Here is an 18,879-nt window from a genome sequence, read left to right on the forward strand (position 1 = left end):
CAAACTGGCCCACTACCGTCGAGGCAGATTAAGACGTGCCTTTATATAGCAGCCAGCCGTGAACTGGAGATTTATGCGGTTTCTGCCGCGCGGTCTCAAAAAGGGAATGGTATGACAGCAATCTGTCTTAAGTCGATGGCACGAAATGCCCAGCGATTTAGCTGCGGCGGCTTAGTTTTGTGCGGCCAGTGATGCACATACAAGCTCTTGGTCGTTCCGGGCAAAAACATGCCGGTTGGCAAAGGCCGGGTGCGACCAGCACACGCCGCCACGCTGATCCAACTGACCGGTCGTGGGTTCGATCAGCTTGGTACGGCTGATTTCTTCAAAACCGGTAGGCGACAACCGGGTGATCAGCAATTCGCCCCGCTCGTTGAACATCCATACTTTGTCGTCGTGGCGAATCATGTGAATGGCTGCCCAACGAGCTTTAGGCACCGCATCCTGGCTTTCCCAAATGCGCTCGCCGGTGGCAGCATCGAGACACCGCAACTGACCGAAACTATCGACGCCATAAACGTACCCATTTTCTAAAATGGGAGTGCCGATCATGCAGTGCAAGCTTTGCGTATGGATTTCGTCGGGACCGACTTTTCGCCACACGCGCTCCACGGCTGGCCGCGCGGTTGCGGAATCTGTCTTTAACCGCAACATGAGCGAACCATCGTAAAACGACGACACAAACAACAAGTCGCCGGCAACCACGGGAGTGGCAATGCCGATGGGCATTTGCTTGGGCTTCATTTCTTCGCGCCAGTACACGCTACCATCGGCCGGGTTGAGTCCCACCACGCCCGCACCGGTCCAAATCACGAGCACGGGCCGGCCGGCTTGCTGGATCAGAATCGGCGCAGAGTATTGCGCGGGATCGTCCAGCGCTTTCCAAATTTCCTCGCCGGTGGTTTTATCCAGGGCCACGACACACGCATGTTCTCCGCCGACGTTGAGAATCAACCGCTGTCCGTCGATCAGCGGCGCCGCGGCAATGCCCCACATCGGCATTTTGATGTTGTAAAGTGCTTTCAAATCTTTTTGCCATAAAACATCGCCTGTGGCAGCATTGAAGCAGAACAGGTTTCCCATCGCACCCAGCGAATACGCCTTGTCTTGGTCAATCGTCACGGCAGCGCGCGGCCCGGCGGCATAGCCGACGCCCACATAGGGGCAATCGTAGGTGTGGTGCCACAGCGGCTTGCCGGTGGCGGCATTGAAGCAGTGAACCCGTTCCACTTGCGCGGGCTCGACTTGACGATCAGTCACATACACGCGGCCTGCCGCCACGGTTGGTCCGCTGTAACCAGGACCAATTTCCGCCCGCCATTGAATGGGGAGTTGCGGCGCATCGAACTTTTCGACAACCCCCGTTTCCCGCCAAACGCCATCGCGCAGCGGTCCACGCCATTGCGGCCAATCGTCGGCCAGCGAACTGTGCAGCGAAGCCCAGCAGAGAACCACGCCAATTGCAATCGATTTGCAAGCAGACATCGGTGATGCTATTCCCGCGTCAGTTTGTGAAAGCGCTGGATTAAATCGCGCGTGATGGGGCCGGGCTTGCCATCGCCAATGGCGCGGTTGTCGATTTTCACCACGGGAATGATTTCGGCGGCGCTGCCCGTGAGAAAACATTCGTCCGCAATGTACACGTCGTGCCGAGTGAGCGACATTTCCTGCACGGCAATGCCTGCGCCGCGGCCCAGTTCGATCACCGCATCCCGAGTCACGCCTTCCAAAATACCGGCATCGAGCGGCGGGGTTTGCAGCATGCCGCCGCGCACCAGAAAGATGTTATCGCCAGTACACTCGGCCACTTCGCCCTTGTGGTTGAGCATTAATGCTTCACTACATCCGGCTTTCAACCCCTCGATTTTCGCCAAAATGTTGTTCAAGTAATTCAGCGATTTAATGCGGGGGTTGAGCGCGCCGGGATGATTGCGCATGGTGCTGGCGGTGACAATTTCCAAGCCGTTGCGGTAAAAATCCTCTGGGTACAGCTCAATTTTATCGGTAATAATAATCACTTGAGGATTGCTACACCGATTGGGATCCAACCCCAACGTGCCGGCGCCGCGGGTCACCACGAGGCGAATGTAGCCATCGCTAATGCCATTGGCCGCCAGAGTGTCGTTCACCGCCTGGGCCAGGGCCGCACGGCTGAGTGGAATTTCCAACCAAATGGCTTTGGCCGAGCTCCACAGCCGATCTAAATGCCGCTGGAGCCGAAACACTTTGCCGCCGTAACTGCGCATGCCTTCAAACACGCCATCGCCGTATAACAGGCCGTGATCGTAAACGCTGATTTTTGCGTCTTCCTTTTCGAGCAACTTGCCGTTGATGTAAATCTGAAGCGATTTGCGCACAGCAGCGGACGGAGCGGCCTGTGGTTGATTTTTAAGTTCCGGCATGGCTATTTTCTTTGCAAAGGAATAGGGCTTACTTGGCGGAGCGGCGCGCTTTTTTGCAAACAGACAGGTTTGACACACCGTCGCCCAGATTATTCGACCCCCGGCGCAACAACCTGGCCATTGGCCAAGCGCACAATGCGGTCTGCCTTGGCGGCAATGGCGGCGTCGTGCGTCACCATGACTATAGAGAGCCCCTGCTCTGCATTCAAGGTTCGCAGAATTCGTAAGATTTCCTGACCCGTGCCTTGGTCAAGATTGCCCGTTGGCTCATCGGCCAACAGCACTTGCGGCCGGGCAATTAAAGCCCTGGCAATTGCTACCCGTTGCATTTCGCCGCCGGAAAGTTCGCGGGGCCGATGTTTCAGCCGGTGACCCAACCCCAGTGTGGCCAGCAACTCTTGGGCTCGCTGGACAGATTGGCTGCGGCTGCGCCAGTAGCTCCACACGCTGCGGCCAATCATTAGCGGAGCCAGCACATTTTCCAGCGTCGTCAGCTCCGGCAGCAGGTGATAAAACTGAAAGATCATGCCGAACCGCTCGTTGCGCAATCGATCGCGCGCCGCCGAAGGTAAGTTGTCGATCCGCTGGTCAAAAAAATGAACTTCGCCGGCGGTCGGGCCATCGAGCGTGCCCAGCAAGTGCAGCAGCGTGCTTTTGCCGCAACCACTTTGGCCCACAATCGCCAAAAACTCTCCTTGCCTCACTTCTAAATCGACACCGGTGAGAACGGGAATGTCGAGCTGACCCTTGCGGTAGGTTTTTTGCAGTGCCACCGCGGAGAGATGGATGGCGGCAGAATTCGATAATGGGGAATGGGGAATGGGGAGTGGGGAATGAGGAAGCACAGATTCTGAGTCTGGCGGCAAAAGTGTGGAATTGGCAGTTGGCATAGATGCGTGGGGAGCGGAGATGATTGAATTGGAAGATGTTGTGGCACGGCGCGGCACAATCAATTTCGCCTGTTCACTCATAGCGCAAGGCCTCCACGGGGTGCAAACGGGCAGCACGCAGCGCCGGAAGCACGCTGGCCAGGACCGCAATCGAAAGCGCGCCCACCACAATCCACGTGACGGTTACGGGATCGATAATCGTGGGAATTTCGTAGAAATAATAAATCGCCGGATCGAATACTGGCTGCCCCGTAACCCACTCCAAGGCATCGCGAATTTGATTGATGTAGTGCACAAACAACAATCCAATCGCCATGCCCACCCCGGCGCCGACCAAACCCAGCGACAGCCCATAACCCAAAAAAATGCCGAGAATCCCGCGGCTGGAAGCGCCCAGCGATTTCAGGATTCCCACGTCGCGGGTTTTCTCCACCACAATCATGAAAAATATCGCCAGAATGCCAAACCCGGCCACGGCAATGATCATGAACAGCAGAATATTGAGCACAGCACGTTCCATTTGCACGGCGGCCAACAAGGCGCCTTGCTTATCGCGCCAGGTATAAACGCCGAACAGCTCCGGCGGGAATTTGCTGCGCAATTGGTCGCGTACTGTATCCGGATCGATGCCCGGCTTGAGCTTGATTTGGATCGCGGAAACATTGGTGCCGATGCCGCGCATTTCTTGCAATTCTTTGATGGGCACAAACACGAACGACGAATCGTATTCGCTCATTTTGCTTTCATAGAAGTCGACAACCGTAAACGGCCAATCCTGGCCCTTAATTTGCGTGCCGGCGGTGGGAATCGTAATGCGGACATCATCGCCCGGCAGCAGGAAAAAATGATCATTCCCTTCGTGATCGCGTCCACTTGCCAAGGCAATTCCTGGAATCACTCCGGGATGCTGTTCCTTGGCTGGATCAAAGGGAACATATTGCTGCGGGCCAAAGGGATCCTGCTTGGCAGCGGCAGTCGCAGGATGCTTTTGCAGATTTTGCGATTCAGCATCGGCACGGTGATTGATTGAATCTTGGTTCTGATTTTCAGCGGAATCAGGAGTTGATTCTCGAATCGGCATTTCATGAGATTGTTGTTCCTCCCAGGCCTTTTGCCGTTCGGCCGCCAGTCTCCGCCGTTGCCAACCAGCTTGTTCCATGCCCAGACGCAACGGAGCTTTGTCCTGAAGTTGATGATCGCGCACATCGTACCCATCTTCGCGCAGCTTAAAGCTCAAATGTTCGCGATTGTCTGAATGGTTGAGATATTTGGAAAAATCGCTCACCGAAGCGTACGTCGCCTCGTCAATGCCGATAAACATGATTTGCTGTGAGTGGTCTTGCCCATTCGCACGAAACGTAAGAATGCCCGGCACGTGGACGGTGGGCGTCATCCCAGCGATCGAGTTACCGGCCAACATCCGGATGGTATCCATCACGAACTGCGGGTTTTCGATGTTCTCCATGCCGTGCCCTTCCAACACCACGTCGGAAAGCACCCCATGCATGCGGTCTTCCATTTCGTGGGAGAACCCGGACATGACGGCGTTGACCACAATCATGGTGGCCACGCCCAGCGTCACGCTGATGATGGAAGCCAGCGCAATGTAGCGCGTCCGCAAGTAACGCCAGCAGAGAAGCAGTTTGTACATGGCCAATCCTTTGGCTTGTGAATCCGTGAGTTCACCACGGAGACACGGAGGTCACAGAGCAGGCAAAATTATAAAACCCGGCGTTTGATTCCATCCTTGAGCAGCGGAACGTTGAAATTGATTAGCAGGCCAACTTTTTTTCTGCTGAGTTTTAAATACGTCAGCAACTGGGCCTCGTGAATCGGGATAATTTCATCAATACTTTTGATCTCGACGACAACGGCATCTGCGACAAGCAAATCAATTCGATAGCCACAATCTAAATGAATTCCTTTGTAAGCAATTGCAATTGGAGCTTCTCGGATGAAGGGCACGGTGCGCAAACTCAATTCGCGACAAAGACATTCCTGGTAGGCACTTTCCAACAATCCTGGACCGATTTCTTTATGAACTTCGATCGCACTGGCAATGATCTGGTTTGTAATATCTTCATGAATCAACATTTCTGCCCTTTCGCAACGTGATTCAATTCGTACTTTCTCAATTCTCTCCGTGTTCTCTGTGCCTCCGTGGTGAATTATATTTCCGGGCGTAAGAGCGGGAACAAAATGACATCGCGGATGGAAGTGCTGTTGGTCAAAAGCATCACGAGCCGGTCGATGCCGACGCCCAAGCCGCCGGCCGGCGGCATGCCGTGCCGCAGGGCGCGGATAAAATCGTGATCCATTTTCGCCATGGAATCTTCTTCCTTCTGGCCAGCCAGCTGCTTGCTGAACAACTCGGCCTGCAAGTCGGGATCGTTTAGCTCGGTATAGGCATTGGCCACTTCCATGCCGTTGACGATCAGCTCAAATCGCTCGGCGATGTCCGGGTTATCACGCTTGCGCTTGGTGAGCGGGCAAGTGCTGGCCGGGTAATCCATCACGAAGACCGGCCCCACAAGTTTGTCTTCCACCTTTTCTTCAAACACTTCGCTCTTGATCACGTCCGGATGCTTGCCGGCGGTGTCGAAGCCGATTTTTTCCGCGAGCACTTTAATTCCAGCCTGGTCATCGCCGGCTACGCCCGTGTGTTGTTGGAATAACTCGTCATACGTCTTGCGGGCAAACGGCGGAGTGAAATTGATCGTAACATCGCCGTAGGGGAGTTCGAAATTGGGCGGGGCGTTTTGGTCGGGTTGCATGGCGCGGATGGCATTGACGATGAGTTTTTCGGTCAAATCCATCATCGAGTGATAATCGCCGTAAGCCTGATACAACTCCAGCATGGTGAATTCCGGATTGTGCCGCGGGCTAATGCCTTCGTTGCGGTAGACACGGCCCAGCTCGAACACGCGCTCCATGCCGCCGACCAACAGCCGCTTGAGATGCAGCTCCAGCGCGATCCGCATGAACAAATCGATATCGAGCGCATTGTGATGCGTTTTGAACGGCCGGGCCGCCGCTCCGCCGGCAATGGAATGCAGCGTGGGCCCCTCGACTTCGACAAACCCTTCCCCCGCCAGCGTTTGGCGGATCGATTGCACAATTTTGGTGCGATTGATAAACCGCGGCAGCACCCCTTCGCCGTGAATTAAATCGAGATAGCGTTGCCGCTGGCGCAATTCTGGATCGCTCAGGCCGTGAAATTTATCGGGGGGTGTTTCCAGCGACTTGGTCAGAAAAAAAAGCTTGTCGACGAAAATCGTTAGCTCGCCGGTTTTTGTGCGCTTCAGTTCGCCATCGACGCCGATTAAATCGCCCAAGTCGAAGCATTGGGCCAGGGACCAATTCTGGTCGCCGACTTGTTTTTTGCCGATATAGAGTTGAATCTGGCCGGTCCAGTCGCGGATGTTGGCGAAAATGAGCTTGCCGGTATCACGCATCAGGACAATGCGGCCAGCGGCACGAACCCGGGGGCCATGCTGCTCGCCATGCTGGCTGCCGGCGGCGGGTTCGGACACGGCAATTTCGGTTTCCCGGCGGCGTATTTCACCAATGGCCTGATAACCGTCGAACCGCGAACCCCAGGGATCGATTCCCAGGGCCACGATTTTGCGCAGTTTTTCACGGCGGGCGATTTCCAACGCATCGCCGGGACTTTCAGACGAATTGCCAGCAGGGTGGGTCATTGTGGCGGACATTGCGCGTTTCTCTTAACCCTAAGAACCGCAACATTTTAGTGAAAACGGATTGGGGGTCAATGTCAGCCACGAATGCCAGTTACAAGGCCGAGATACTTGGCATAGGAACATGGAATATTGAAAAGGAAATAAGAACGCAAGCGAATAACCACTTGAGGTTTGTGACGCCTCGGAAATTGTTGGCGACAAATGATGTAACCTGTTTGCCGGTCGAGAAATCTAGCTTGATTGCCCGGAGTGCAAAACCAGTGAAAACCTTCCGCCGAACCGAATCCAGATAAATTCCAAAAAAATTCGCACCATTCGGCGAGCCAATCCGCTTAATAGATATAGAGAGAGACTTATCCCGCACCCGGTTCAGTAGTCTCATAAAGGTTCCAGCGCTATGCCAGCACACCACCAACAGGCTGCACGTCCGACCCCCTCGCCCAAACAGGCCCCGAGGTTGTACGATCCTAAATCCACGCAGGCGCGCCCTGCCGCCACACGTTCGACCGAACACAAGCCATCCCGATCTGCTTATACGATGAGCATTGGTTACAAACGTGAAACTCGGCCCGGGCTATATTGCGTGGAACTGCGCACCAATCAGTGGGAACAGGCGGTCAAGTGGTATCGGGAAACGTTGGGTTTACGCGTATTGGTGCGTGTGCCGGAAGATGGTTACGCGCTGTTCGAAGCCGGAGAAACTCGGCTTAGCCTGCTAGCAAGAAATAGCGCCGGCGAAGCTAGCGGGCGGTGGAGCTTAGGCTTCGAAGTCGAGAACCTAGATCGTATTGGCCAGCGGCTGTTGGAAGCCAGTTCACCGGTGACACGCCCGCGAGAAAATCCGGAGGGGTTTCAGGAGATCATAACTTCTGATCCAGACGGCAACACGATCCGCTTGTTTGCCTGGCCGAACGGTTAAAACCGACCTGCAAATGCCGCTCTACGGTACGCATTTGCAGCCCTAAGGCGGTGGCACGGGGGCCCTTGTCGGTGGTAGATTAAAAGTACGGTTCACCGGCGATGAGTTTCGGTATCCGTCCCACCGTCATCTTCCCGCCCACTGTATGACATCTGATTTCACTCAAGCGCAGGGAAGCGAAGAGCTGGAGCGATCGCTCAACCTTAGCCGGCAACGCGCCGCGCCCCCGTGCGATGTACCCGGTTATGAGCCCCGGCGCTTTTTGGGCGCTGGCGCTTACGGCGAGGTGTGGGTCGCAATTGATCGCACCACCGGTCGGAAAGTTGCGATCAAGTTTTATTTGCATCGCGGTGGGCTGGATTGGTCCCTACTGTCGCACGAGGTGGAAAAGCTGGCTTTCTTGTCGGCCGATCGTTATGTCGTCCAACTACTTGATGTCGGTTGGGAAGCCGAGCCTCCTTATTACGTAATGGAGTATATTGAGCACGGTTCGCTCGCTGAACGCTTAGAGGAACAAGGTCCATTTTCAGCATCGGACGCGACCGCGCTGTTTCGCGAAATTGCCGTGGGGTTAACGCACTCGCACAGCAAGGGCATTTTGCACTGCGACTTGAAACCGGCCAATATTTTGCTCGATCAAGACGGCAAACCGCGACTTGCCGATTTTGGGCAATCGCGGCTTTCCAGTGAGCAAACCCCGGCGCTGGGCACACTATTTTACATGGCGCCGGAACAGGCCGATGCCCGAGCGGTGGCCGATGCGCGCTGGGATGTGTACGCGCTGGGTGCTATCTTTTATGCACTGCTGCTGGGACATCCACCTTATCGTAACAAACACAGCCTGAGCGAAATTGATGATGCACCTGACTTGACCGGCCGACTGGAACGCTATCGGAAGTTGATTGAAGAATCGCCGCCGCCCTTGGAGCACCATGTAGTGCATGGCGTTGATAATGAACTGGCGACGATTATCGATCGTTGCTTAGCGGTCGAGCCAACGGAGCGGTTTCCCACCGTACAAACCGTACTCGATGCGTTGGATGCCCGCCAGCGCCGGCGATCCAGGCGACCCTTGGTGGTTTTAGGAGCGCTGGGGCCAGTGTTGCTCCTGGCGGTGATGTCCGTGGCAGCGTGGTTGTGGTTCAGTACTTCGCTGCAGCGCTCCAACGAGGCGCTCACTCAAAGCGCACTGAAAGGCTTAGGTTTTGCCGCCCAAAGTGCAGCTCGGGGCGCCGGCGCCGAATTACAAAGCCGGTTTTACGATGTTGAAGAAGCGGCCCGCGATCCGGAAGTTATTGCTGCTCTAAGCGCCATGCAAAACAATCCGCAAGTGCACGCCGTCCTGTCAGGACTGAACGATCCGGCGGAGACGAAAACACGCTTCAACGAGTTAGTCGATCAGCTGCGCAAGGCGCCAGAGGCGGTAGTTCTGCAAAACCGGCTGAAGTTTTTCGACAACGAAATGCTCGCGGAAAATAAACACAGCGAAAGTTGGTTCATAACCGACTCCCGCGGCGTGCAAGTGGCTCGGTGGTTCGCTTATGACCCATCGCTGGGGCACAATTACGCTTGGATGAGTTATTTTTACGGCGGCCCGACCGACCAGCCGACCGATTGGCGCCCCGCTGCGGACCAACACGTGCAAAACACGCAGCTTTCCGCGGCATATCCCCGGCTCGATAATCCTGGCCGCTGGGTCGTGTCGATATCTACGCCCGTATTCAAACCCGACGAAAAGAATCCCGACAAAAAACAATTCTTGGGCGTCGTTGGCGTGTCGTTCGAGCTGGCGAGCAACTTCATCAATTTGCTGGAAGAGAATCGGCAATTTCCGGTGCTGGTGGATGTCCGCGACGGGGCGCACAAAGGTTTGATTTTGCAGCATCCGCTGTTGCAGAAGCTGCGGAAGGAATCGGATTCGCACATCGACCGCTTCGTCAACGATGAAAAATATCGCATTTCGAAGGAGGCCATTGAACAATTGAAGGACGGCGCTGCCGAATACTATGACCCGCTGGGAAAGGACGACGAAGGGGGCGATTACCGGCAGCCTTATCTGGCGGCAGAAGCGCCCGTCGAACTTGTGGAAGGCGAGGGACGCAAACAGCACGTCGTGCCCTCGGGCTGGGTAATTATTGTGCAAGATCCGTACGAGCAGGCCATCGGTATGACATTGACGCAATTGCGTAGCAGTCTTTTGGGGAGTGGCGCGGTAGCATTGGGAGTAATCGGGTTGGTAATTCTCGGACTGTGGTGGCTCGTTTTGCGAATGACGGAATCGCCGGCCCACTGGCAACCAACGGGCGCGCTTTCGAAATCGGCTGCGGAAACCGTTCACGCAGGCAGTTGATAAAATCTGCCAGTGACTTACCCGAAACAACCCATTTCTGCTGCCTTCAATTATTCGCTGCCGTAGTGGAACGAGCCGCAAAGTGTGCCGGCCGCGGCGCTATGGTTGCAGTCGGCCGGGGCGCTGTTAGCACACGCACATTTCCCGGGCCCAAAACCTGATCAATGCGTTGCCGCAGCTCGGCAGTCACTTCCACGTGCAACGAATCGCTTTTCAAGTGCAAACGGTGGCCGTCGGCCAGGCATAGCATTAAGTTCAATTCCGCCTCGCCGGGGAATTCCGCAGCCAGCTCGCGCAGTTGCTCCAAGGCCGCGGCGCCGTGCGTCTCCTCGTTGACGCGAATCAAAATTCCTTTCGTGCCTCGGCGTCGCAATTCCTCCAGCGGCAGCAGTTCGTTCACTATGAGGTTGGATTCCTCGCTGCCGGCCCGTCGATCGACGACGCCGCGCACCGCCAAAATGGCTTCGGCTTGCACCAACGGACCGAATTTCACAAATTCCTCCGGCCAAACGATGCAGCGGATGATCCCTTCCAAATCTTCCACATCGAACATGGCGTACTTGGTGTGTGTCGAACCGGGTCGTGGATTCTTGGTGTAAGATATTTTCACCGCCGAAAGCAGGCCGCCGAGCGTAACTTCGGCCCGTGGCGGCAGGCCACCAATTTCAACGGTCGTGTGCGAGCAATGCGTGGCAAGCAAATCGCGGTGCTCCGCCAACGGATGGCTGCTGAGATAAAAGCCCAGCACTTCCTTCTCGCACGACAGCCGTTCCTTTTCCGGCCATTCCGGCACGGAAATCAGCGATTCCCCTGCGGCACTTACTTGCTGACTGGCCGAATCGTCATCGAACAAGCCTCTTTGGCCTGCCCGTTTGTCCGCCAGCTTCGCGGCTCCCGCTTGCAAAGCCCGGTCCAGCGATTGCCACAGGGCCGCACGATTGCTGTGATTGGAAAGTTGATCGAACGCGCCGGCTTTAATCAAACTTTCCACGGCCGTGCGGTTCACGACGGAAGGATCGCACCGCTCACAAAAATCGAACAGGCTTTGGAACGGTCCCTCCGCGCGGCGGGCAGCGGTAATTGCATCGCCAGCCGTGCCGCCGCAGCCTTTAATCGCCGCCAAAGCAAACGCAATTTTGCCGTCGCGCACCGTGAAATCGGCCTGCGACGTGTTGACATCCGGCGGCAGCACTTCCAATCCCATGCGGCGGCAATCATCCAAGTGCTCTACGAGGGAATCTTTCTTTTTGAAATTCCGCCCATCGATGTCGCCCGATAACAGGGCCGCCATAAATTCCAGCGGATAATGCGCTTTCAAATACGCCGTCATGTAGGCAATCAGTGCGTAGGCCGTGCTGTGCGATTTGTTGAACCCGTAACCGGCGAATTTGGCAATCAGCTCGAAAAGTTCCGTCGCCTGTTTTTCGCTCAGGCCTTGCTGCACGGCGCCGGCGATAAAATCTTCCTGAAATTTGGCGATCTTCGGCAAATTCTTCTTGCTGATGGCTTTAATGCAGGTGTAAGCGTCGGCCAGATCAATGCCCCCCAGGCGATTCAAAATGCGCATCACCTGTTCCTGATACACCATGACGCCGTGTGTTTCTTCCAGCACGTCTTTCATCACGGGATGCAAATACGTCGCTTTTTTGCGACCGAGCTTCACCTGCACGTAATCGTCCACCATGCCCCCTTCCAACGGTCCGGGGCGATACAGCGCATTGGTGGCGATAATATCGCGGAAGTGGTCAGGCTTCATCTTTTGCAGCAAATCGCGAATGCCGCCGCTTTCCAATTGGAAAATGCCTTTGGTTTCCCCGCGGGAAAGCAGGGCGAACGTTTCCGCATCGTCCAAGGGGAATTGGTAAGGATCAACGCGCTGGCCTGTCGTTTGCTCAATCAAATCGACCGCTTTCGAAAGGACGGTCAAGTTGCGCAGGCCGAGAAAATCCATTTTCAACAGGCCGGCGCGTTCGACATCTTCCATCGCCCATTGGGTGATAATTTCATCTTTGTTTTGCACCCGGCACAGGGGCACGTATTCAATCAGCGGACGATCGGCAATCACGACCGCCGCCGCATGGGTGCCGACATTCCGCGCTAGCCCTTCGATCTTCCGGGCCAAGTCCAGCAGTTCATGCGTTTCGCCATCGGTTTGATAAGCTTTTTTCAGATCGGCGCTTTGCTCCAGTGCCGCGTCCAGCGTAATGTTCAGCACGTCGGGCACCATCGCGACGATGGCATCCACCCGGGGAATGGGCATGCCCAGCGCGCGGCCCACATCACGAATGGCGGCCCGGGCGGCCAGCGTGCCGAATGTTCCAATTTGAGCGACGTTGTCCGCGCCGTATTTTTCCTTCACGTATTGAATGACTTCGCCGCGGCGGTCTTTGCAAAAGTCGATGTCGATATCGGGCGCTTCCCGGCGATTCAAATCCAAAAACCGCTCGAACAGCAAATCGAATTCCAATGGGCAAACGTGGCTCAAATACAACGCGTACGACACCAGTGAGCCCACCCCCGAACCGCGGGCGGTGGCGGGAATGCCTTGCTGGCGGGCATAACGCACAAAGTCCCACACGATGAGAAAGTAGTTCGGGAAGCCGAGCGTGTTGATGACGTTCAATTCATGATCGAGCCGCGCCAGCACATCCGGCTTGAGCTCGCCGTTTTCACACCGGTCGGGCCGCTGGGCATACCGTTCTTTCAGACCGCGCAGGCACAGTTCACGCAAATAATCGGTGGGTGGTTGGCGATCGGGCGGATCAAAGTTCGGAAAATGCCGCTTGCCCAGCTCCAACTCGATATTCACGCTGTCGGCAATCAACTGGCTTTGCTTCAGCGCTTCGTCCAGGCCGGGAAAAGCCGCGTACATTTCGGCTGGGCTGCGCAGAAAAAACTGGTTGGTGTCCATCCGCAAGCGATTGGTGTCCGACCGGAACTTGCCCGTGTTGATGCACAGCATGACGTCCTGGGCGTCGGCGTCTTCTTGGTTGACGTAGTGGGCATCGCTGGTGGCGACTAAGGGCAGGCCCATTTGCCGGGCGACTTCCACGGCCCCTTCCATTTGCCGCTGTTGAATTTCCAGGCCGTTGTTTTGAATTTCGATGAAATAACGATCGCCGAACAGTCGCTGGAACCAGGCGGCAATTTCTTTGGCTTCGGCCAGAAAGTGTTGTTCTTTGCCGGTGCCTTTTAGCAGGGCCCGACTAAACTGGCTGGAAACGCAGCCGCTTAAGCAAATCAGGCCTTCGTGATATTGCTCCAACAATTCCCGATCGATGCGGGGCTTGAAGTAAAAGCCTTCCAAATACGCCTTGGAGGCCAGTTTGATGAGGTTGCGAAAGCCGGTGCGGTTTTGGGCCAGCAGCGTGAGGTGGTAACTGGCTTCTTTCAAGTTGCCCACATCGCGCTTCAGCCGGCTTTCGGGAGCAATGTAAGCCTCGTAACCGAGAATCGGGTTAATGCCTTCCGCTTTGGCCCGTTGATAAAACTGCAGCGCTCCGTGCAAATTGCCGTGATCGGTCAAAGCCAGCGCGTTCATCCCGTGTTGTTTGGCCCGCGCAATCAGCTTATCGATCGGACTAGCGCCATCGAGCAAACTGTAATGACTGTGGCAATGCAGATGAACAAAAGGCTGGGTGCTCATAAGATTCCTCGCGGCAAAATCGATCCATCGGTAAGAGCAGATGGCGCAAACCGCGATTTTAGCAGGCAACCGACGGAGCGAACAGCGGCGAGCCAATGCGATGCGCGCTGGCGAAGACGTGAACACGCATCCCTGGGAGATTTTTTCGCTTTTGTCCCGGATTTTTTCTTTCCGGACAAATTGGCGTGGTTTTGTCGCGCGCTCAAACAGCAGGAGACGGCATTTTGCGGCCTCCGTGCCCAGGGGCACCGACACAATCCAGTGGGTTTAAGTCCAAACGTGTGCATTGTTGGTTGATTTTGCTGTTCTGGAAACGCCCAGATGTTCGTTCGCCGCGGCCGGAGTCGCTCGTTTGATTCGCAGGCAATGCAGCGATAGCCCACGGCCAAATCGCGCGGGCCATACATGTATATCTGTATACATGGTGCCTGGACCCGCGGCAAGCGATTTTTGGGCCAGTCTGGGGGCGACGCCTACGGCTGTGCCCAAGACACCCGGCGGACAAGTATCATCATGGCATGCCGATTCTTGTGCGCTTTTGACGTGCGTGGTTTATTCGCCAATCTTTTTCAAAATCACGAACGTTACGTCGTCGACGGCTCGATGTGTGCCGCGAAACTCGGTCAGAGCGCCGCGAATCGCTGTGCTGATCTCCTCCGCAGTTCCGGTTGCTGCTTGGATTATTGTTTCCCGCAATCGCTGCTTTCCAAATTGCTGGCCGGCATCATTGGGCATTTCCCAAACGCCATCCGTCCCAACAAACAATATTTGTCCGGGTGCAAGTGGTCCGTAGATTTGCTCTTCATATTCTGCATCTTCCATAATCCCCAACGGCATAGTGGCGCTTTGGACAGATTCTTTGCTGCCGTATGCCTCGTCAAACCAACAATTCTGCAGGGCGGTTTGACTCAGCAGCGTGCTGCAACGGCCAACCAGTGTCGGAACGGATGCGCGCCAGGTAGCCCGAGAGCACCGGACACTCGGAATAAATGGTCCTGGGATTGGCCGCCCGGTGCCGCGGTCGGCAAGAGCAGACTGATTCGCTATCTCCTGCCTGATGTCTGATAAGTTGCGGCCGTATGGTCCGCTGTTGCCGGGGTTCTCACTGAATTCCATACCCAGAACACGAAAGCAATCGTCAGCCCCGCAACGAGCAGCATGAACAATCTGACCACAGAACGTGGCAAGAAGTGCCGTGCGAATTTGGCTTCGGGCGAATAATAGCCAACCTCGCGTTTGAGCTTACGTTTTTCGTTCCCCCACCAACGAAACGGCTTCAGAATCGCAGTAATTCCCAATTCGCGCTTGATCCGCTTCTCTTCCTTGGTGATGCCTAGTGCGGTCCGCACAGACGTGCGACGGTATCGAATGGGGGACATGTTGGCTCCTTCTGTGCCGTCAACAATTCGAGAATCGGGAACGGTTTACTTAATCCGCAAAGGGCCGGGTTATACCTAGAATCCTAAGACGAAAGAATAGCGAGTTGGCATCTTGTCGAGATCACGTTCTTTTTGAAATCTGCGCAGCCCACTCACAGCAGCCAGCGATAAGTGGCTATAAACAACTCCTCCAGGGGCGCAGAAAAGGTTGTCAGGAACCGTTTCCATTCTCCGGCAAGTCGGAGGTAATTCAGGCCCGCTTTGCTAGCGGCAGAATGCGATTGGGGCCGCGATAGCAGAAAGTTAGCTCGCAGATTGATATTGCTCGAATTGATGCGCGCCGCTTGAATGGTCCGCTCGGTGGGCGCAAGCCAAGGTTCCGACGCTCGGATCGGCTCTAGCGCTCCCGCATTCTAACAAGGTGAACGGGCCATGAGCATTCGATTATCACGCTGGGCGAGGGCTGTGTTGGTTGTCGCAGCAATTTTACTAATGTCTGGCCGCAGTTGGGCGATTTATAATGTGCTGGGTTCTTCCAAAGACGAGTGGGGACTGAAGTACGACGTACAGGTAAACGACGCTGGCGGCGACACGGTGACCGTGGTGTTTACACTGGCCGACGAAGGGAAGCTGAAGCCCTTTTATTCGCTCGAAGTGATTGCGATGAGCAAGGAGACCGACACTCAGGGTGGCCACGGCTATGACGTGAAGAAGCTCATCGAGTTGAAAGCGACCAAAGATGGCAAGCGCGTGGGGCAAGTGCAGATAAAAAAGGAATTTTTAGACCGCGCCCAAATTCGGATCCTCACTGAGATGGTCGACGGCCAGCCACAACGAGCAGGCCTGGCTTGCCATGAAATTCCGATTAACAAGTTCTTGGATAAAACGCCATCGGCCGTAGCGTCACCGCCCGCATCGAAAGTCACGAAGTGACGAACGGCCCATGCTCGCACTTCCTGAAGTGCTTCATCGCTGGCCGCTTTCAGGATTTTGAAACGATCGGCCGGAAAACCGAAAATTCTGCCGTCGGTCAGTTCCAAAAAGACCATCCGCTTTTCGACCCAAACACGGACCGCGGTCGGATCAACTTCGATATTTTGTTCACGCGCCGTGGTGCTCATGATATTTGGCCATCAGCGTCTATTCCTCTTGGGGCTCGCCGATTTCGCGCAGATAATCGGCCAGGTGCGATTGCAGGTCGAGCACGTTTTGCCACTGCTCCAATTCCAGCGTCACGCGATCGGCCGGGCTTTTCATTTTCACGCTCGCCAACAGCTCGCGGATGCGAATGTGCAGGTACTCAATCATTTCCGAAAGCTGGGCCGCTTGGGCAGGACTAAGCCGCTGGGGCAGCTCCGGCGGCGCCAGCGCGTACAGCGTGTTGTGCAAGTCGGCGTTTTTGTCGAGATCCAAATCAAACTCGCTGCCGCCGCTTTTGCCCAATAGCAACGATTCTTCACGGCCGATGGTGCCCGAGCCGTTGGCATCGCGCTTGATGTTGGCCAGCCGCTCGGCAATTTGTTCCCGTTTGCCGAACAGCAGCACGGAGCGGCCCAGAGCAATCATGTCGCCGAAGCGGAGAATGCGAAGTTGAATATCTTCGCCGTTGACCTTGGTGCCGTTGGTGCTTTCCAGATCGGTCAGCACGACCTTGTCGCGGTCTTCCTGAATTTTCAAATGGAAGCGGCTGACGCGCTCGTCGTTTAATTGGATGGTGTTTCCCTCTTCCCGACCAATGGTAATCGGCGTGGGCATGTCGTCGAAGACACGTCCTCGATCGGCGCCATCCAAAACCCGCAACGTGATCAAGGCCATACTTGCAACGATTGTAAATCTTGGGGGACCATCCGCAGCAGCGACGAGAGTTACAAACGCTTGCCTCTATCCGCGCTGGTGGCTTGGCCGCTAGTTATTTCATCGGACACTATATGATTATAACTGTGTCCTGGGCGGTCAAACGCTGCATTTGCCCCATCTGGCGCTTATAACATGGCCTGGAAACGATGGTCAAGCGGTCCACAGCTTCGTTGGAGCGCGGCGATTATGGCATGCCCCAGGGATACATAAAGGGGCCCATCATCCCCGTGTTACCCCACATGTAGGGTGAAGCGGCTGCGTCGAAGCCACCCCAGCCATAGCCGCCCCAACCCCCACCCCAATCGGTCCACCAATCCATGCCGAACGGATGTGGACCATCTTCCGAGAAGAATTTTTCGAACGGAATGCGATCGACGTGCGGCAGGGCTTGATATTGATCGACCCGCTTGCCGGTTTTGGCGCTGCGGGTATAGGGGCCGTTATCGAAAATCCAATCGGCACTGAGCGCGGCGCTGGCGCCGCTGCAGGCTAGGGCGATGGTCAATGTGGCAAGGCGATTAAGCATAGCGCGGCTGTGTTGCAAAGAGAGGGAGTTCAACAAATCCTCTATGGGAAGGATACCTCACGGAACGCGGCTCGGCGGACGAATGCGCGTGGCAGATTTTCACAGCGTCTCGAACTAGCCGGAAGGCCACGCCTTCCGGATCCGGATGCTGTGAGCATCCGGCTATGGATCATCACTCCTTCAAAGCAAAATGGCGGTCCGATTCAGGGAAAATCGGACCGCCACTTGGTTGACCAGACCGGCCCGGCTTCCACAGGTGCGGAACACCGGGCCGCTATGATGATCCGGCGATTTGCCAGCCGAGGATGCTCTTCCCCTACCCCGGGGAACCCCGGCCGCTTACGCGCCCGGTTGATGCTTAGCCACCGCACCCGCAGGTGGGTTCGCAGCTCGAGCAGCACGGAGCCGGGCAGCAAACTTGCACCGGCACTTGCTTGCACACGACCTTCGGCACGCAGCGAGTTACCGTGTAGGCAACTTGCTTCGGCTCGTAGTGGCAGCACTGCACCGTTTTGGTGTAGTGCACCGGCTTGCAGATCGTGTAGGGCACCGTCTTCGTGCATTGCTCTTCGACCATGTGACAGCACTTGTAAGGAATCTCGACGGTGTGCTGCTCGGGCACCATGTGGCAGACCTGGTAGGTGCAGGTCTTCGTGTGGGTTTCCGGAACCATGTGGCACACGCAGTAGGTGCAGGTCTTCGTGTGAGTTTCGGAAACCATGTGGCACACGCAGTAGGTGCAGGTTCTGACGTGATCTTCCGGAACCATGTGGCAGACCGTGTATTGGCACTGCTTGACGTGGGTTTCAGGGACCATGTGGCAGACCGTGTAGCAGCTGGTCTTTTGCTCGGGCACCATGTGGCAGACACAGTAGGTGCACTGCTTGACATGTTGCTCGGGCACCATATGGCAGACCGTGTAGCAGCAGGTCTTTTGTTCCGGCACCATGTGGCACACACAGTAGGTGCAGGTCTTGGTATGGGTTTCCGGCACCATGTGGCAGACACAGTAGGTGCAGGTTTTGGTGTGCGTTTCAGGAACCATGTGGCAGACCGTGTACTGGCACTGCTTCACATGTTGTTCGGGCACCATGTGGCAGACCGTGTAGCAGCAGGTCTTTTGTTCCGGCACCATGTGGCACACACAGTAGGTGCAGGTCTTGGTATGGGTTTCCGGCACCATGTGGCAGACACAGTAGGTGCAGGTCT

General features: G+C 55.8%; 15 protein-coding genes. 3 read left to right on the plus strand and 12 right to left on the minus strand.

What is annotated here, in order from left to right:
- Nucleotides 1–171 precede the first annotated feature (171 nt).
- The 6 genes from VFE46_08990 to lysS form a co-directional block, all read right to left on the minus strand.
- The gene (locus tag VFE46_08990; protein ID HZZ28125.1) at nucleotides 172–1,485 is read right to left on the minus strand and encodes a PQQ-binding-like beta-propeller repeat protein; all 1,314 of its coding nucleotides are present in this window, start codon (nucleotides 1,483–1,485) and stop codon (nucleotides 172–174) included.
- 8 nt (nucleotides 1,486–1,493) lie between these two features.
- On the minus strand, nucleotides 1,494–2,402 hold the full coding sequence (gene ilvE / locus VFE46_08995; protein ID HZZ28126.1) for a branched-chain-amino-acid transaminase: 909 nt from the start codon (nucleotides 2,400–2,402) through the stop codon (nucleotides 1,494–1,496).
- Between the two features lie 89 nt (nucleotides 2,403–2,491).
- Nucleotides 2,492–3,292, minus strand: coding sequence for an ABC transporter ATP-binding protein (locus VFE46_09000; protein HZZ28127.1), 801 nt, complete (start codon nucleotides 3,290–3,292; stop codon nucleotides 2,492–2,494).
- 73 nt (nucleotides 3,293–3,365) lie between these two features.
- The gene (locus VFE46_09005; GenBank protein ID HZZ28128.1) at nucleotides 3,366–4,943 is read right to left on the minus strand and encodes an FtsX-like permease family protein; all 1,578 of its coding nucleotides are present in this window, start codon (nucleotides 4,941–4,943) and stop codon (nucleotides 3,366–3,368) included.
- Nucleotides 4,944–5,011: 68 nt separating this feature from the next.
- Nucleotides 5,012–5,386 (minus strand): GxxExxY protein, encoded by a 375-nt coding sequence (locus tag VFE46_09010; protein HZZ28129.1) that lies wholly within the window; start codon nucleotides 5,384–5,386, stop codon nucleotides 5,012–5,014.
- A 74-nt stretch (nucleotides 5,387–5,460) separates the two neighbouring features.
- Nucleotides 5,461–6,993: a lysine--tRNA ligase gene (lysS, locus tag VFE46_09015; protein ID HZZ28130.1), complete on the minus strand. Its 1,533-nt coding sequence runs from the start codon at nucleotides 6,991–6,993 to the stop codon at nucleotides 5,461–5,463.
- A gap of 397 nt (nucleotides 6,994–7,390) precedes the next feature.
- On the opposite strand from lysS, the gene VFE46_09020 reads away from it, so the two are divergent.
- Nucleotides 7,391–7,912 carry a VOC family protein gene (locus VFE46_09020; GenBank protein ID HZZ28131.1) on the plus strand — a complete coding sequence of 174 codons (522 nt, stop codon included), beginning with the start codon at nucleotides 7,391–7,393 and terminating at the stop codon, nucleotides 7,910–7,912.
- Nucleotides 7,913–8,057: 145 nt separating this feature from the next.
- Nucleotides 8,058–10,262, plus strand: a complete 2,205-nt coding sequence (locus VFE46_09025) for a protein kinase (GenBank protein HZZ28132.1) — start codon at nucleotides 8,058–8,060, stop codon at nucleotides 10,260–10,262.
- Nucleotides 10,263–10,308: 46 nt separating this feature from the next.
- Here the strand turns inward: VFE46_09025 and dnaE are convergent, their stop codons facing one another.
- The 3 genes from dnaE to VFE46_09040 form a co-directional block, all read right to left on the minus strand.
- Complete coding sequence (gene dnaE / locus VFE46_09030; GenBank protein HZZ28133.1) at nucleotides 10,309–13,908, minus strand: DNA polymerase III subunit alpha; 3,600 nt, start codon at nucleotides 13,906–13,908, stop codon at nucleotides 10,309–10,311.
- A 552-nt stretch (nucleotides 13,909–14,460) separates the two neighbouring features.
- On the minus strand, nucleotides 14,461–15,024 hold the full coding sequence (locus VFE46_09035; GenBank protein ID HZZ28134.1) for a PP2C family protein-serine/threonine phosphatase: 564 nt from the start codon (nucleotides 15,022–15,024) through the stop codon (nucleotides 14,461–14,463).
- Nucleotides 14,952–15,287 carry a hypothetical protein gene (locus VFE46_09040; GenBank protein ID HZZ28135.1) on the minus strand — a complete coding sequence of 112 codons (336 nt, stop codon included), beginning with the start codon at nucleotides 15,285–15,287 and terminating at the stop codon, nucleotides 14,952–14,954. Before VFE46_09040 ends, VFE46_09035 begins: the two co-directional genes overlap by 73 nt.
- Before the next feature lie 432 nt (nucleotides 15,288–15,719).
- On the opposite strand from VFE46_09040, the gene VFE46_09045 reads away from it, so the two are divergent.
- Nucleotides 15,720–16,220 (plus strand): hypothetical protein, encoded by a 501-nt coding sequence (locus tag VFE46_09045; protein ID HZZ28136.1) that lies wholly within the window; start codon nucleotides 15,720–15,722, stop codon nucleotides 16,218–16,220.
- A 207-nt stretch (nucleotides 16,221–16,427) separates the two neighbouring features.
- On the opposite strand, the gene VFE46_09050 is transcribed toward VFE46_09045, so the two are convergent.
- The 3 genes from VFE46_09050 to VFE46_09060 form a co-directional block, all read right to left on the minus strand.
- A complete protein-coding gene (locus tag VFE46_09050) occupies nucleotides 16,428–17,102 on the minus strand; it encodes an FHA domain-containing protein (GenBank protein ID HZZ28137.1) in 675 nt (224 codons plus the stop codon).
- A gap of 226 nt (nucleotides 17,103–17,328) precedes the next feature.
- A complete protein-coding gene (locus VFE46_09055) occupies nucleotides 17,329–17,670 on the minus strand; it encodes a hypothetical protein (protein ID HZZ28138.1) in 342 nt (113 codons plus the stop codon).
- Between the two features lie 358 nt (nucleotides 17,671–18,028).
- The coding region (locus tag VFE46_09060; protein HZZ28139.1) for a hypothetical protein at nucleotides 18,029–18,879 on the minus strand (851 nt) is incomplete at its 5' end.

The organism is Pirellulales bacterium (assembly GCA_035656635.1).
Taxonomy (GTDB): Bacteria; Planctomycetota; Planctomycetia; order Pirellulales; family JADZDJ01; genus DATJYL01.